Consider the following 16,356-nt stretch of genomic DNA (forward strand, 5'->3'; position numbering starts at 1 on the left):
GTTTTAGCGTCAATCCGCGAAGGTTGGGCGCTTATGGCGATGGAATACAAGAACGATAATAATATAAAAAAATGCCTTATTCTCATAGGCTTATATCTCCCCGACAGTGAATTTTTCCGGTATTTTCCCCTTGAAGTCTTTGAAATATAGTTTTATCTCTTTCATCTGATTGTCAACATCTCCGTTTGGGATAATTGTTTTCTTGCATTGTATGACGCGCTTTTCATAGTCGGCTCCATATAATAATATGGGAATGCCGGCTTTCATTGCAATGAAATAGAATCCTTTTTTCCATTCTGGATTAAGCGAGCGTGTACCCTCGGGAGTGACACACAGGTGGAAACTGCTCGACTTTTTGGCTGTTTCGGCTAAGTTGTCTGTCATGCTTGTTCTTTTTGTGCGCCATACAGGAATGCCGCCCAAACGTCTGAAAATGCCACCCAACGGCCAAAAGAACCATTCTTTTTTCATCAAAAAGTTACTTTTCAGCCCTTCGGCGCCGGAATATAACTGCCCGATGAGAAAATCCCAGTTACTTGTGTGCGGTGCGAGACATATAATATATTTATCGGGATGAGGCTCGGTCACGTCGGCAACCCATCCCATTTGTTTGTATAACAGCCATCTGCAAAATGCTTTCCACATATATATTATTCTCTTGCTCCGTGATTAATTGAAATTATTTATTTGGTCGATGGTCTCATTGACACCTGCATGGAATTTGTCAATGAGGTCTTTAAAATATGTTTTTGCTTTCATTCCTGGCTCTGGATGTGATATTCTTCTGATAAAACAGCTTTCCAGCTTCAGTATAGAGAACATCAATGCTTTCACATTATCATCGTTTGTCTTTGCGCTATAAAGCGATACTGCCACACACTCGGCGAGTAAATCCGCGCAACTTGAATTGATGTACTTTTTTAGTTTTCTTTTGTTTGTCATAATAATAGCCTCCTTGTCTTTTCGATTTATAATTACTTCGTCAAAGATACGGAAAAAAAGCGAATGACGATAAGTTTTTGTTATGAAAATTAATTAAATATTTGATTTTATACAGTTTCTTTCTTATTTCTGTATGAAAATTGTTATTTTTGCATTCATGAAATAAGCGATTAGTTCATTATTCATATAAAATATTAATTATTTATGGAAAAGAGTGCTTTGCAAATTGCAAGGGCTGCTTATCAGCCGAAGTTGCCGAAAGCCCTTCAAGGTGCAGTGAAAGTAAAAGAAGGAGCTCCCACACAGAGTGTGGACAATCAGGAAGAAATTAAAAAGTTATTCCCCAACACTTATGGTATGCCGGTCGTTGAGTTTGTTCCGAGCGATGAGGCAAACACAAAAAAAATCAATGTAGGTGTGATTTTGAGCGGAGGACAGGCACCCGGAGGTCATAATGTAATCACCGGCCTGTTTGACCAACTTAAAAAGCTGAATCCAGACAACAGGCTCTATGGATTTATTCTCGGCCCCGGAGGGCTTGTAGACCATAATTACAAAGAACTTACAAAAGAGGTTATTGACGAGTATCGCAACACCGGCGGTTTCGACATGATTGGTTCCGGACGCACAAAACTCGAAGAGGAGGATCAGTTTGAGAAAGGTATCGAGATTATCCGTGAGCTGGACATTAAGGCAATAGTAATTATAGGCGGAGACGATTCAAACACAAACGCTTGCGTACTGGCGGAGTATTATGCCGCAAAGAAATATGGGGTACAGGTAATCGGCTGCCCCAAGACAATAGATGGAGACCTTAAAAACACACAGATAGAGACCAGTTTCGGTTTCGACACGGCAACAAAGACTTATTCGGAGCTTATAGGAAATATTGAGCGCGATTGCAATTCGGCTCGCAAGTATTGGCATTTTATCAAGGTTATGGGACGTTCGGCGAGCCATATAGCATTGGAGTGCGCTTTGCAGTGCCAGCCTAATGTTTGCCTTGTATCGGAAGAGGTTGAGAGCAAAGACATGACGCTTAACCAGATTGTTGAAAACCTCTGTGAGGTGATTGCCCGCCGTGCTGAAGACGGCAATAATTTCGGAACAGTGATCGTGCCTGAGGGCCTGATTGAGTTCATACCGGCGATAGGCCGCCTTATTCAGGAACTAAACGACCTGCTTGCCGCTCATGGTGACGAATACAAGGATTTGGACAAAGACGCTCAGCGCAAGTACATCATGGCCCATCTGTCTGCCGAGAACGCATCCACGTTCGCAACTCTGCCGGAAGGCGTGGCAAGTCAGCTTTCTCTCGACCGCGACCCCCACGGAAATGTGCAGGTTTCGCTCATTGAGACAGAAAAACTGCTTTCCGATATGTGTGAGGCCAAGTTGGCCCAATGGAAAGATGAGGGTAAATACACTGGAAAATTCTCGGCATTACATCATTTCTTCGGATATGAGGGACGCTGTGCCATACCGTCAAATTTCGATGCCGACTACTGCTATGCTCTCGGTTCGAGTGCGGTGCAGCTCATTGCTAACGGAAAGACCGGCTATATGGCTATCGTGAAGAACACTACGGCTCCGGCCGACGAGTGGATAGCCGGAGGTGTGCCAATCACTATGATGATGAATATGGAGCGCCGCAACGGAGAGATGAAGCCTGTAATCAGAAAGGCTCTTGTGGAACTTGATGGTGAGCCTTTCAAGGCGTTTGTCGCCATGCGTGATGAGTGGGCAAGGAAAACTTGTTATGTATATCCCGGTCCGATACAGTATTGGGGACCGACGGAAGTTTGCGACAAGCCGACTATGACTTTGGCCTTGGAGCAGAATAAATAAGATACTCTACCGCAAGTTGCATTGGTAATACGATTGACATGGTATGTACCGTTATCAGTGTGACTTGCGGTTTATATTTTCAGCATGCCGAATACAGTAAAACGACGCCCCAATAGAAAATCAACGAGAAAGAAATATCACAGTCCCGTGCGCAGGAACAAGCCGGGATTGCTGACCCGCATACTTCAAAAGATGCCCGGCTGGGCTTGGTGGATAGGTGGCGGACTCGTCGTTTTGGGATATGTATGGGCTTTTTATTATTTTTTTGTCGGCCCGTTCGGTTTCCGTTGGCGTGCTCTGTACGGTGATGTCTCTTATCCGGAAGGATATGAGATACACGGAATAGACATAAGCCACTATCAGGGCACGATTGATTGGGGTGATCTCAGGAACAACGGCATGATAGAGAGATGTCCCGTGCGGTTTGTCATGATAAAGGCTACCGAAGGCGCAAGCCGTATAGACAATCGTTTCAAAGATAATTTCTATCAGGCCCGTGAGTACGGTTTCATTCGCGGAGCATACCACTTTTGGAGTACACGCTCTACGGGAAAGGCTCAGGCCGAACATTTCATACGTAACGTGAAACTTGAAGAGGGCGATCTTCCTCCTGTACTTGATGTGGAGCATAAGGCGAAAGAACAAAGTCCGGAAGAGTTCAAGAAAAGCGTTCTCACATGGCTTGACATTGTAGAGAGGCATTATAATGTGAAACCGATAATCTATACTTATTATAAGTTCAAGACGGCCTATCTCAGCGATTCCATATTCGATCAATATCCTTATTGGATCGCTCACTATTATGTTGACAAGATTGAGTATAAGGGTAAATGGAAGTTCTGGCAGCATACGGATTGCGGTAAGTTGCCCGGAATAAAGGGATATGTGGATTTCAATATATACAATGGCAGCTATTATGACTTGCGTCGCCTTACTATCGGTAATGAAGAGGGATCGGATGAGCCGGACTATTATCCACATTGACAGTCAGGAAGCGGTCATTTTTCAGGGCGTTTTTTGGGGGAGATGGTAGTGTAAGCCATTCCGTTGCCTGATATCATGTGCTCTTTGATATTGAGAATGTAATAATAAAGTCACGAATTTAACACTTTGCTTTTCTTCATTCTACGTTGGCAATGCGATATACATCACTATACATAATGCGTCGGCATAATCATTTCATGACTATTATTTTACCTTTTTTCTGCAACGGGATACCCGTTGGAGTCTGTTCGGCAAGTAATTGCAAGACGTTTAGCCGCCCGTTACATTCTAACGGGCGGCTAAATGCAGGCCAAAGAGCGTCCCGTTGCGGAAAACTTGATGAATAATCACGATAATGTTTCCTGTTATATCAGCTTGAAGTGCGTATATACTTGATAAATAGTATGTTATGTGAAATGGTGAAATAAGGTGATATTTCAGGTCTACGGATTTTCATTACCAAATAATCGAAATACAAAACGTCTTTTGTCAATATTATTCCGAATGAGAAAGCGGCTGCGATAGTTTTATATGACATATCGGAGCCGCTTTTTTATATATTCTTGTGGTTTAGCGTTTGTTGTCGGAAATGAACGATATGCATGCCCAGTCTCCGTCATTTTTCTCCTGTTTAGGAGTGAGGCCGATACTTTTGCCTTTAGTTTTGAGAGCGTCGGTGTCTTCTTTGTAAAATCCGCTCATAATCAATTCTCCATCGTCTTTCATCACGCTTCGGAATCGTTCCATGTCGTTCAACAGTATGTTTCGATTGATGTTAGCCACTACTATATCAAACTTCATGTCTGTATCATCGAGTACCGAGGCATCTCCAAGGATGGACTTGAATTTGTCATCCACATTGTTTATCACCGCATTGTGGCGTGCGTTGTCCACGCTCCATTCGTCAATGTCGTAGCCTACGGTTTTCGCTGCTCCGCCTTTCAGGGCCGCTATGCCGAGTATTCCCGTGCCGCAGCCGCAGTCGAGCACACTCTTTCCTGTAAGGTCTTCGGCCAGCAGCGTGGCAACCATCATCCGTGTCGTCTCGTGTGTGCCTGTTCCGAACGCCATGCGGGCATCTATTTCTATTGAAATGTCGAAATTACCTTCCGGCAGGTGCCTGCCGTCGTGTATCACGCATTTGTCAGCTATTGTAACGGGCATGAATCCTTCGTTTTCCCATTGCTCGTTCCAATCCTTGTATTCGGCTTCCTTCGCATTATATGTAATGTCTGTTCCCTCCATCGGTATATTGTCTATGGCCTGTTTCAAGGCTTCCTCATCATACATGGAGGTCTGTATATAGCCTTTAATGCCGTTGTCTGTTTCCTCGAATGTCTCGAAACCCGCCTCTCCGGCAAAAGCCGCTATCAGGTCGCGCACGTCCTGAATATCGGCTCCGGACGTTCCGGTTGTTATTTTAAAATCAACTTCGTAATATCTCATAATAATATGAATTTGATGCAAAAATACAAAAAATAGGGAAATTCCTATAACTATTTAGGGCTTTTCCATGTGATAATAGGTTTAATATGATTATTTTTGTATCATGAATGAAGTAAACAATAAAAAAGGAGCGATTATGAGAAAGTTTATTCTTATGTCAATGTTTGTGTTGGCTATGCCGGCAAGCATGATTGCGCAAGACGATATGTACTTCGTTCCGACGAAGAAAAGCGTAGCCGAAAGTACCGCCGATTTCGGAATACCGCGCGGCACGTATTATTCGGGGAGCGATCGTGACGTCGATGAGTACAACCGGCAAGGCAGTTCTGTGCATCAGATTGACTCGGCCGGAAATGACGTTATAGAGTTTGACAGTGTGGCGGGTGTATATCCGTCTGTGGCGCAAAACTCGGACGATGACTATGCATATACCCGCCTGATGAGCCGTTTCGACGATTATCATTGGTCAGATTCCTATTGGGCCGGTTATCATGACGGCCGTTTTGACGCTTGGGGATGGGGGAGTCCTTGGTATTATTCGAGCTGGTATCACAGTCCATGGCATTATTCAGGTTGGTTTTATGACCCTTGGTATCACGGTTGGTATGATCCCTGGTATCACGGTTGGCACGGACATTGGTGGGGCGGTCCTATCTATGTTGGCAGTTCCGGCGGTCACACGGGTACAAAGAATCATCTTAACGGTACTGGACGTCGTCCGCTTGCGGGCTATGGCAACGGCAACGCTACAAGTAAGGGACGTGTGACGACAGGTCATTCGAGAAACTCAGGATTTGGAAATCGTAAGTTTAACGCATCCGAGCGGTTCGGAACAAACAGGACAAATACTGCGAACAGGCCCAATACCGTCAACAGGAATGATAATAAAACCGTGCGCCCGGTAACTCCGCCGCGCAATACCAACTCTTCGTTTGGCAGTGGAAACGGTTTTGGAGGCAGTAGGTCCGGTGGAGGAGGCTTCGGTGGCGGAAGCCGTTCCGGAGGCAGCCGTTCCGGAGGATTTGGCGGGCGCAGATAGTAATAAGGTAATAGTATTAAAAGAACAACTGATATGAAAGTAAGATATTATTTGGCTGTTGCCTTGATGTGCGGGCTTATGCCGGCAGCGGCTCAGGAGACTTATGAGAATGCCAACATTGCGACGGGCGATTTGAATGGTACGGCGCGATATGTGGGAATGGGTGGAGCGATGGACGCTCTCGGAGCCGACATATCCACGATAGCCACTAACCCCGCTGGTATAGGACTTTTCAGACACTCGACGGCAAGCATGTCTTTCGGTCTCGTGTCTCAGGATGGAGCGGAAGACTTCTCAACCGGCAATAAGACAAACCTGAGTTTCGACCAGATAGGATTTGTATACTCGAACCGTTTGGGACGCAGTTCGTTTGTGAACTTCGGTTTCAACTATCACAAGAGCCGTAATTTCAACCATATACTGAAAGCTGCCGGGCGTATGGCTGCCGGCGCATCGCAGAACAAGATGTCGTATAACAAGGGTGTTGCGGCTGCGGAGAACGGTTGGGACTTCGTAGAGATAAAAGACGATGAAGTCATATCGAATGACCTTGCGTATAGTGTGACGGACTATTTGTACTACAATACGATATTGTATAATCCTCTGATAGACCCAAACGGAAAAGATATATATCATTATTATTCCTCTGAGCGCTATATGATGGACAGGGCAAGCAAAGGATATATAGGCGAATACGATTTCAATATCAGTGGAAACATAAACGACAGGGTTTATCTTGGACTTACGGTGGGGCTTCACGACGTTCACTATAAAAGCTATTCGGAATATGCGGAGCTGTTCGCCCCAAACCATGAAGGGCTTGGAGGTACTCTGCTTGAAGACTCTCGTGAAATCACCGGACTGGGTTTCGACTTGAAAGCAGGTGTGATATTCCGTCCGTTTGAGAACTCGCCTTTCAGAATAGGTATGTCTATTGCCACGCCTACGTGGTACGACCTTACGACCCGTAACTACACGACACTCCTGATAGACGACACTAATGCCAATCCGGAGACATATCGCGGGCTTGGTTCTCTCAGCCTGTCGGAAAGCTATGACTTCAAGCTTTATACTCCATGGCGGTTCGGATTAAGTCTCGGACATACGATAGGAAACTACCTCGCCCTCGGCGCTTCGTACGAATATGCCGATTATGGCAATCTTGACAGTCGTGTAAACGACGGGTATGACTATTATGGCAATGAGACAAGCGTATCCGACGAATGGATGAACGAACACACCAAAAACACTCTTAAAGGTGTATCGACATTGAAACTGGGTGCCGAGTTCAAGCCCGATCCCGCCATTGCCGTTCGTCTCGGTTTTAATTATGTATCGCCGATGTACGAGAAAAACGGGATGAAAGACGGCACACTCGACTCTTACGGGGTTATGTATCAGTCGGCGACAGACTGCACGAACTGGAAAGATACATACCGTGTGACGGCCGGTATCGGGTATCGTATAGACAAACTGTCTCTTGACCTTGCATATCAGTATAGTCAGACAGATGGCACTTTCCGTCCGTTTACAGATGTTCTCGATGCTTCGAATGTCGCTGATGCGGTAGATATAAGCAATAAGCGTAATCAGTTGCTGTTCACTGTCGGGTATACTTTCTGATGATTTGTGTCAATGTATTGTTGTGTCAAGCGCATAATGGCAGTGAGCGGTGATAATTTAGTGTAGAACGGAACATATATAAACCCACAGCCGCACTTCAAATAAAGATTTTGAAGTGCGGCTGTGGATTTTGGTTGAAATGTTATTATTCTATTATTCCGGCTTCATGCCATTTTAATATCATGGCTTCAACATCTTTTTGAGCGGTTGGCTGTTCCACATCGTATTCCTTGGTTAGCAACAGCACAAGTTCGTCTGTCGTGAATTCACGGCCTTGAACTTGTTGCCACAGGTACGCGGCGGTCTCGTTCATGCTTATTATCTTGCTGAAATCGATATTCTCTTTTCCCTCGGCCACGATGATATGCTCACCGCAAATTGTGCGCAGATTAAATCCTTTCTTCGTTATCATAATATTAATTGACTTATTATTGTTTTATGAATAAATGCCTGTGTAAGTACAGTAGGTATCGGCGGATAGGGTAGAGGCGTGTCCATAGCCATGAGTATATTAGCCATTTTGTTCCGTTGGTGTAATCCGCTGTGATTTTGTTCTTACGATAAAAACCTACGGCAGTGGCTTTGATATCATCCAGATGGCAGTATTCCACTCCCAGATTTCCGTCTCCGCGGAGAGTGGCTACATCGTCGTAAATATTTACTATGCGGTGGAGCACAAAATTACCCTCACTGATTTCCGCCAGAACAACATCGCCGGCTTTTGCCTTTTTTGCTTTCGTTAGGATGGCTTTATCACGTCCGTCTTCAAGAAACGGCCTCATACTGTATCCGCGTAATGGTAATGTGACGGTGTGCCCGGCTTCTATAATCTTAATGACTTCTGGTATAAATGTCGCATTTGGCATTTGTTTTGTTGTCATAAGGCTGTTTCTTTCATGTTTTGTCTGTTTGTTATTTAGTGCTTGTCGGATATATGTTGGCGAACATTTGGCATTCTGTTGATTTATTACGATTTTCTTTATTGCCCTTTATTCTGTTAGCGGTTTCTGTTTGTTTAAATACATTGTTGCCTTTATTCAAATAACTGTTCCTTATTCGTTTGATTGACAATCTGTTTGCTTATATATGATAAATTACTTTTTAGGAGCCGCTTCCAGCTATTCCTTTATGACAGACCAGGGCTGCTTCTTTATCAGGCAGGCAGTGCATGGTGAACATCGGCACTGTTTCGACAAGTCGGGTGATTATGTTACAGATATTATTATAAATAATGCTGTCCCATTTCATTGAAGAGCATTGAGGGAGCATTGATGCAAATGCCTGAACTGGGCGTAGCCTTTCTATACGGTTTGCGGGTGCCCGGTCAATTCTTGTTACAGCTCCCAAGGGCGCTTTTATATCTTTATAACACGGAGTCTTGCCGCTCCATGGTGAACCGTATAGGAATGGTTTACCATCAATAATTCTTATTATGGGATTGTCATCATTCATTAATTCCGTGTCTTGGATATGCTTCAGCCACAGGCTTGAATGGGTGCTTTTACCGGTTCCGCTCTTGGCAATGAAAGGATAGGCATAGCCGCTGTGGCTAACGCATGATGCATGGATTAGAAGTGTGTCTTGATGACTGCCCCGGAACGCGAAAATCAACATAAGGGCATCATTTAATCCAAAACTGCGCATTGTCGCCGTCCCGTTCAATGCGCAGGTGCACAGGCTGAAGTCTTTGTTTGTGTGCAGTAAACAGCACGGATTATTGTATATGTCTTTTATGATATACTGATAGCCGCCGTCAGGCAGTGTATATACCAAAGTATCTCCGTTGCCGGTGTCACATTTCTTTATAAGCTCTTTTTCCTGTGCCGGCTGCAGATTGTCGTCTACCGTGAGGGTAAACAACAGACAATCCGTTTCCGGCTGTTCGGTTTCAAAAACGGAGAAAGAAGGCAGCAAAGAAATGCTGTTTTGGTTTGAGTTTTCAAAAACTATGGATATATAAAAGTCCGCGATACGGAAGAAGTGCCGCTTTTTCATTCTACTTCTTCTATGCTCATGTCAATCCCTTTGAATTTGAATTCGCCTGTTTCCAGAAAACGAACATCAAACGGAGTCTTGGCTTTGACGGTATATTTGTTTTTCAATTTTATCAGTTTTTTCTCCACATCCTTTTTCTTTTGTCCGAAGAATACCACGCATGTTCTTGCCGGCATATTCTTCTGTTGGGCGAAGTAATTCTTTAACTGATAAGAGTAGTTGTCACGACCGAGCAGGAATTTGCTTTTTGTGTCGATCCAAACGCTATCTACCGTTTGTACATTCGTAAAGTAAACGACCGAGTCTGTAAATGCGGCAGAAAAGCCGAACATGTATGCCTTTGGCAGCATTTTTTTCTTTGCGGAAACCTCTCCCACGAAAAAAAATGGGATTAACATTGCCGCAATTGTAACGTATTTAAGTGATTTCATTATTCTTTTATTGTCCTAAATATGATTTTAACAGTATATTATTCGTATTATTTCTCAATTGCCTGATGGCTTTCTCCTTTATCTGTCGCACACGTTCTCGTGTAAGTCCGTATTTTATTCCTATCTCATCGAGGGTCATTTCATTCATGTTAATGCCGAAAAAAGCTTTGAGGATGTTACTTTCCTTTTCACTCAGACATTTCAGAATTTCGTTTATTTCCGTGCGTAACGATTCCGCTACCAGCTCTTTGTCTGCCATTGTCGAGTCGTTAGAGGCCATAGTATCGAGCAGTGTGTTCTCTTCTCCATCCGTGAACGGGGCATCTACCGATACATGATGGCTGCCGGCCGTCAGGACATCGTTTATTTTGTCTTGTGGCATGTCTGTCCTTTCTGATATTTCTTCTGCCGAAGGCCGTCTTTCAAACTCTTGTTCGAATTTGTTCAACTCCTTGTTTATCTTGTTTACCGAGCCGATTTGGTTCAAAGGCAACCTCACCATTCTGCTCTGTTCCGCGATGGCTTGAAGTATGCTTTGGCGTATCCACCACACAGCGTATGATATGAACTTAAATCCCCGTGTCTCGTCAAACTTCTCCGCGGCTTTTATCAGTCCTACGTTACCTTCGTTTATGAGATCGGGCAGACTCAGACCTTGATTTTGATATTGTTTTGCCACGGACACGACAAACCTCAGATTGGCTTTTACAAGTCTTTCGAGCGCTTTTCTGTCACCGTCATGGATACGTCTTGCGAGTTCCACTTCCTCATCGACCGATACCAGTTCCTCGCGACCTATTTCTTGAAGATATTTGTCGAGAGTGACATTGTCTCTATTGGTGATAGACTTGTTTATTTTTAGTTGTCTCATAGTCGTGTGGGTTATAGTTGATGCAAAGTTAAAGTTTTTTTCCGAAATGCCAAATTAATGTGCAATAAAAAGAAAAAAGAAAGAGGCGAAGAGCAGGTAAGCACAGTGTTTTTTTGCCTTCCTTGCTTTTCACCTCTTTATAGTGTCAAATGATTGTTGTCATTCGTTTTGCAACGGAACGGCAAAGTATGCTTTCTTACCTGTCGGGTAGATACCTTGTATGTATAGCACAGGATCCTTGCTCGTAGAGGCGTCTTTGACAACTTTCTGCATGTCGTCTATCGTCTTAATAGTCTCGTCGTTGACTCTCTGTATTATAAATCCGCGGGCTATTCCGGTCTCTTTAAGTTTACCGTTGTTAACCTTTATGACCTCAATACCGTAGCTTATGCTGAGTTGTTTTTTCTGAGCCTCGGTGATTTCGCGGAAGTTTGCTCCCAATACATCAAGATCGGCATTCTTTACCACTTTGGTATTTCCCTGCTCGTTTTTGAGCACTACAGTTTCGGTTATCTTTTTCTTATTGTGCAGGTAGGTGATTGTCAGCTTGTCGCCGGGGCGTTTCTTGCTGATAATCTCTTGGAGTTCGGCCATTCGTGTCACTTTTTGTCCGTCTGCCGAGATTATCACGTCACCTTTCTTTATTCCTGCGTCGAATGCCGCTCCCTCGTCCATCACTTCGTCAACGTAGATGCCTTCCATCGTTCCGAGGTCAACTTCCTTGCCTTGTTCTTTTTGCGCATCTACATAGTTTTTCACGTCTCCGCCTTTAATTCCTATCCAAGCGCGCTGTACCACACCGAATTTTTTCAGGTCTTCCACAATCTTGTTCATTATCGTAGTAGGTATGGCAAATCCATAACCGCTATAAGAACCAGTCGGAGAGTAGAGCATGGCGTTGATACCAACGAGCTCACCGCGTGTGTTTACCAATGCGCCTCCTGAGTTGCCGGCATTGATGGCGGCATCTGTCTGGATGAAAGACTCTACATTGTTGGCGCCGAGCGAGCGGGCCTTTGCGCTTACTATACCTGCTGTGACAGTATTGTTGAGGCCGAGCGGATTGCCTACGGCAAGTACCCATTCGCCAATTTTAAGGTCTTCGCTGTTTGCTATAGTTATAGCTGGCAGGTTTTTGCCGTCTATCTTTATTAGCGCAAGGTCTGTGGTCTTGTCTGTTCCGATTATTCTCGCCGAGTGTTCTTGGTTGTCATTAAGCGTTACTGTCAGTTCGTCGGCTCCCTCAACCACGTGGTTGTTGGTTACGATATATCCGTCGGTAGAGATGATGACACCCGAACCGGTGGCCGTTTTCTTCGGAGTCTGTACCTGGCGCTTCTGTGTTCCACCGTTGCCACGTCCGAAAAATCCTCCGAACGGGTCTGAGAAGAAATCGCTGAACGGGTCGCTCTGAACCTCTACCGTCTTTATCTTGCTGTTCTGTACATATTTGATATGTACAACTGAGGGCAGCGCTTTTTCGGCTGCATAAGTAAGGTCAACCGGTTGTCCAGCCGGAGTTGCAGCACCGGCTTTGTTGAAAGCGGCAACAGAAAAAATGATTGCCACCATGCAGATTGCCGGAAGTAAATAGTTTACGATCTTTTTCATCATAGAAATGTTTTTATGTTACATTAGTTATCAAATTATTATCGCTTATTTTAAACGTTGCAAATATATCAGCAATTTTTGTTTTTCTGCCATTTTGGCATTTTAATTTGTCGCAATTTAACAGTTATAAAACTGCCGTTAACGGCTGTTTGCGTTGAATGCTGTCAATTTTACAAATCTTTAAAATAACAAATCGTTACAGAGGCCTTTTAGAAGTGTTTCGTGATTATGCTTGTTTGGAGCGGTTTTATTTCTATAATCCGATAATGACTGCCTGATAACTGTTTGCCGTTCTTAAAAAGACTTTATTGTTTTGCCGTTTCGATATTTTGCAGTACTTTTGCATAATGAAAGCAGTGCTCCGGTCTGTCGCCGGCACCGTCATTGGTGCGGGAGGAAAGTCCGGGCAGCGTAGGGCGCTCAGCTTCCGAAAACAGAAGCCATTGGCGACAGTGGGATATGGCAGAAGAGAATGACCGCCGCGCCGAAAGGGGCGGTAAGGGTGAGAAGGTGGTGTAAGAGACTACCGGCCGGCGGGTGATCGTCGGGCCGTGCCATCCTGAGGCTGCAAGTTCGCGTATACCGTCGTTTGAGGGTTGCCCGCCCGAAAATATCCGACGGAGGGTAGAATGCTTGAGCCGCGTGGTGACATGCGGATTAGATAAATGACGGACACCGCTGTATGGTGGTACAGAACCCGGCTTATAGGGGCAGTGCTTTCTTTATTTTGAATGTTGGTGTTTCTTGATTTTGGGTATGAAAGAGAAGTTGATGGATTTGGTGAGATTTCTTAAAGTTGACATCTGGCAGATATCAACAGGTGATGTCTCACCACTGAGATATCTCCTTTATAGCATTGTCAAGAAACTGATGATCACTATACGTTTTTTCACGACGAAGCGTGTGATGAACCATGCCTCCGCACTTACTTATTCGACACTCTTGGCTATTGTCCCGATTTTGGCTGTCGTGTTTGCGATAGCTCGCGGATTCGGATATAACAGATATATAGAGACATGGTTTAGAGGTACATTCGAGTCGCAGCCTCAAGCTGCCGATGTGATTGTTGGGTTTGTCAACAGTTATCTTGTACATACGAAGAGCGGAATATTTCTTGGTGTCGGTCTTGTATTTATGTTGTATACTGTCTTGATGCTTGTAAGCAATATAGAGGTGACTTTCAATGAGATATGGCAGGTTAAGAAGCCGAGAAGCATATTCCGGACGTTTACCGACTATCTTGCCATGTTGCTGCTATTCCCTATTATAATAGTGCTGACATCAGGATTGTCTATTTTCATGGCTACCATAGCCGACAGCATGCCCGACATATTGTTGCTCGGACCTATGATGCGTTTTATCATTGCCTTGTTGCCTTATGTGCTGATGTCTGCCATGTTCATTGGGCTTTATATCTTCATGCCAAACACACACGTGAAATTCAGATATGTGGTGGTGCCTGGAATTTTGGCAGGAGTGGCTATGCAATGGTTACAGTTGTTCTATATACATTCTCAGATGTGGGTGAGCAGCTATAATGCCATTTACGGTTCGTTTGCGGCACTGCCGTTATTTATGTTGTGGATGCAGATTTCATGGACGATATGTTTGTTTGGGGCGACATTGTGCTATGCCAATCAAAATCTCAGTTATTATGATTATAACACCAAGACATCGGATATAAGCCATCGCTATCAGATAATGCTCAGCGCATTGCTTGCCGCTCGTATATGCCGCAGATTTGACAAAGGTCAGCAGCCATATACGGCAATGGAACTGCGTGCCGAGACCGGTATACCGATAAGGGTGGTGAATGATTTGCTTTATGAAATGATCGATTCCCGCCTGCTTATCGAGATTACGTCAGACGAGAAAGGAGAACCATCGCAGTTTGTTCCGGCGGAGAATGTTGAGAATTTGAGTCTTGGTGTTCTCATAGACCGATTGGAATCTCGGGGTCGCTGGAAAATAGACCTTCCGTTAGATGACTTTTATAATGATAATTGGCGGCAGGCATTTGAAGAACGACGCATATATTTAAGAAAATCAAGAAGTATATTACTTAAAAACATGTAGTATGGGTACATGTTAATGGAGAATAATTGTCTGTTGGTTACGGTATAATCATGTAGTAAAAAACAGGTGAAGACTTAATAAATAGTCTTCACCTGTTTTCTTTATTCGGTTTTCTTCAGTCATATTTATTTGAGAATTTATGTATAATGGTGTAATTACACATAATACATGGAGGCTTATCGGCTCATGAGAAACTCCTTGAAAGCGCTGAATTCTTTTGGCATTACAATGCTCCGTTTCTCACCTCTCATGAAAGCTGCGAGTCGTGAGGGGATTTTAATTTCGCATCCAATGACTGGTTCTACGGTATCTTTGAACTTTGCCGGATGCGCTGTTTCGCAGAAAACACCGGTTTCCCTTTCTTTAAGCAGGTCTTTCAGTGCCTGATAACCGCACGCTCCATGAGGATCGAGGATATATCCGGTTGTTTTATAGCATTCGGCTATGGTCTCTTTGATACTCTCGTCGCTATACGTAGCTCCACTGACAAGTGCTTTTATTGAGCTATGATCATATTCATATAAATCATATATGCGGGCGAAATTGCTCGGGTCGCCGACATCCATAGCATTTGCTATGGTCTGTCTGCTCGGCATCGGCTCGTATTTTCCGGTTTGAAGGTATTTATAGAAAATGTCGTTTGCGTTGTTGGCGGCGATAAATCGCTTTATAGGTAGCCCCATACGGTGCCCGAACAGGGCGGCGGTAATGTTCCCGAAGTTGCCGCTTGGCACGCACATTACCAGGTTGTCTGTCTTCCCTAGTTCTTTCATCCGTGCATAAGCATTGAAATAGTAGAAAGCCTGTGGCAGAAAACGGGCGACATTTATCGAGTTTGCCGATGTCAGTTTCATGTGCTCATTCAGTTCTTTATCCATGAAAGCGCTCTTTACTAAGGCTTGACAATCATCGAAAACGCCTTCTACTTCAATTGCCGTTATGTTCTGTCCGAGTGTAGTGAACTGGCATTCCTGTATCTTACTTACTTTTCCTTTGGGGTAAAGCACGTATACATGTATTCCATCTACGCCAAGAAAACCATTGGCAACAGCGGAGCCGGTGTCTCCGCTTGTGGCTACGAGGACGTTTACTTGTTCTCGCTTTTCCTTGCGTATGAAATATTGCAGGAGTCTGGCCATAAACCGTGCTCCTACGTCTTTGAACGCAAGGGTGGGGCCGTGGAAAAGTTCCAAGCTGTAAATATTGTCTTCAACTTTCTCTACCGGACAATCGAATTCCAGAGTCTCATATACTATTTTGCGTAACTCGTCAGACTCAACGTCATCTCCGAAAAATGCGTCAGCCACCTTATATGCAATTTCTTGGAATGTCATTGTCTCGATAGTATCGAAAAAATCGGAAGGCATTGCCTTTATCTTCTCAGGCATATAAAGTCCTCTGTCACTCGCCAGACCTTTTACCACCGCTTCATGTAGTGTGGCATTGGGGGCTTGTCGGTTTGTACTGTAATATTTCATATATTGTTTTTA

The 16,356-nt window shown here is 44.2% G+C and carries 15 protein-coding genes and 1 other RNA gene; 6 read left to right on the forward strand and 10 right to left on the reverse strand.

All coding sequences use genetic code 11. The features are described 5' to 3' along the window. Positions 1 to 90: 90 nt before the first annotated feature. Together MoGM_RS05310 and MoGM_RS05315 are read right to left on the reverse strand one after the other, a co-directional pair. Positions 91 to 645 (reverse strand): 1-acyl-sn-glycerol-3-phosphate acyltransferase, encoded by a 555-nt coding sequence (locus MoGM_RS05310; RefSeq protein ID WP_104369079.1) that lies wholly within the window; start codon positions 643 to 645, stop codon positions 91 to 93. Positions 646 to 669: 24 nt separating this feature from the next. After that, complete coding sequence (locus MoGM_RS05315; RefSeq protein WP_104369080.1) at positions 670 to 942, reverse strand: hypothetical protein; 273 nt, start codon at positions 940 to 942, stop codon at positions 670 to 672. 204 nt (positions 943 to 1,146) lie between these two features. Here MoGM_RS05315 and MoGM_RS05320 point away from each other — a divergent pair, with 204 nt between their 5' ends. Both MoGM_RS05320 and MoGM_RS05325 read left to right on the forward strand, forming a co-directional pair. Then, a complete protein-coding gene (locus tag MoGM_RS05320) occupies positions 1,147 to 2,790 on the forward strand; it encodes a diphosphate--fructose-6-phosphate 1-phosphotransferase (RefSeq protein ID WP_104369081.1) in 1,644 nt (547 codons plus the stop codon). A gap of 84 nt (positions 2,791 to 2,874) precedes the next feature. Further along, positions 2,875 to 3,774 (forward strand): glycoside hydrolase family 25 protein, encoded by a 900-nt coding sequence (locus MoGM_RS05325; RefSeq protein WP_104369082.1) that lies wholly within the window; start codon positions 2,875 to 2,877, stop codon positions 3,772 to 3,774. A 570-nt stretch (positions 3,775 to 4,344) separates the two neighbouring features. Here MoGM_RS05325 and prmA read toward each other — a convergent pair. Then, positions 4,345 to 5,220, reverse strand: coding sequence for a 50S ribosomal protein L11 methyltransferase (gene prmA / locus MoGM_RS05330; protein WP_104369083.1), 876 nt, complete (start codon positions 5,218 to 5,220; stop codon positions 4,345 to 4,347). Between the two features lie 136 nt (positions 5,221 to 5,356). Between prmA and MoGM_RS05335 the strand changes: the two genes are divergently transcribed. Both MoGM_RS05335 and MoGM_RS05340 read left to right on the forward strand, forming a co-directional pair. After that, a complete protein-coding gene (locus MoGM_RS05335) occupies positions 5,357 to 6,259 on the forward strand; it encodes a hypothetical protein (RefSeq protein WP_146078652.1) in 903 nt (300 codons plus the stop codon). 33 nt (positions 6,260 to 6,292) lie between these two features. Next, positions 6,293 to 7,882 (forward strand): OmpP1/FadL family transporter, encoded by a 1,590-nt coding sequence (locus MoGM_RS05340; RefSeq protein WP_104369085.1) that lies wholly within the window; start codon positions 6,293 to 6,295, stop codon positions 7,880 to 7,882. Positions 7,883 to 8,027: 145 nt separating this feature from the next. Here the strand turns inward: MoGM_RS05340 and MoGM_RS05345 are convergent, their stop codons facing one another. The 6 genes from MoGM_RS05345 to MoGM_RS05370 all read right to left on the reverse strand — a co-directional run bounded on the left by MoGM_RS05345 (position 8,028) and on the right by MoGM_RS05370 (position 12,790). Then, entirely contained in the window at positions 8,028 to 8,294 is a 267-nt protein-coding gene (locus MoGM_RS05345) for a PqqD family protein (protein ID WP_104369086.1), read from the reverse strand. A gap of 16 nt (positions 8,295 to 8,310) precedes the next feature. After that, entirely contained in the window at positions 8,311 to 8,763 is a 453-nt protein-coding gene (locus MoGM_RS05350) for a S24/S26 family peptidase (protein WP_104369087.1), read from the reverse strand. A gap of 220 nt (positions 8,764 to 8,983) precedes the next feature. Further along, complete coding sequence (locus MoGM_RS05355; RefSeq protein WP_104369088.1) at positions 8,984 to 9,877, reverse strand: hypothetical protein; 894 nt, start codon at positions 9,875 to 9,877, stop codon at positions 8,984 to 8,986. Further along, positions 9,874 to 10,308: a hypothetical protein gene (locus MoGM_RS05360; RefSeq protein WP_146078653.1), complete on the reverse strand. Its 435-nt coding sequence runs from the start codon at positions 10,306 to 10,308 to the stop codon at positions 9,874 to 9,876. Before MoGM_RS05360 ends, MoGM_RS05355 begins: the two co-directional genes overlap by 4 nt. 7 nt (positions 10,309 to 10,315) lie before the next feature. After that, on the reverse strand, positions 10,316 to 11,179 hold the full coding sequence (locus MoGM_RS05365; RefSeq protein ID WP_104369090.1) for an RNA polymerase sigma factor RpoD/SigA: 864 nt from the start codon (positions 11,177 to 11,179) through the stop codon (positions 10,316 to 10,318). Between the two features lie 159 nt (positions 11,180 to 11,338). Further along, positions 11,339 to 12,790, reverse strand: a complete 1,452-nt coding sequence (locus MoGM_RS05370; RefSeq protein ID WP_172204921.1) for a Do family serine endopeptidase — start codon at positions 12,788 to 12,790, stop codon at positions 11,339 to 11,341. 353 nt (positions 12,791 to 13,143) lie between these two features. Between MoGM_RS05370 and rnpB the strand changes: the two genes are divergently transcribed. After that, an RNA gene (gene rnpB / locus MoGM_RS05375) (RNase P RNA component class A) lies at positions 13,144 to 13,511 on the forward strand. Between the two features lie 35 nt (positions 13,512 to 13,546). Beyond that, positions 13,547 to 14,866 carry a YihY/virulence factor BrkB family protein gene (locus tag MoGM_RS05380; RefSeq protein ID WP_104369092.1) on the forward strand — a complete coding sequence of 440 codons (1,320 nt, stop codon included), beginning with the start codon at positions 13,547 to 13,549 and terminating at the stop codon, positions 14,864 to 14,866. A gap of 176 nt (positions 14,867 to 15,042) precedes the next feature. On the opposite strand, the gene thrC is transcribed toward MoGM_RS05380, so the two are convergent. Then, positions 15,043 to 16,344, reverse strand: coding sequence for a threonine synthase (gene thrC, locus MoGM_RS05385; RefSeq protein ID WP_104369093.1), 1,302 nt, complete (start codon positions 16,342 to 16,344; stop codon positions 15,043 to 15,045). Between the last annotated feature and the right edge of the window lie 12 nt (positions 16,345 to 16,356).

The organism is Prevotella sp. MGM1 (genome assembly GCF_002933775.1).
GTDB lineage: Bacteria > Bacteroidota > Bacteroidia > Bacteroidales > Bacteroidaceae > Prevotella.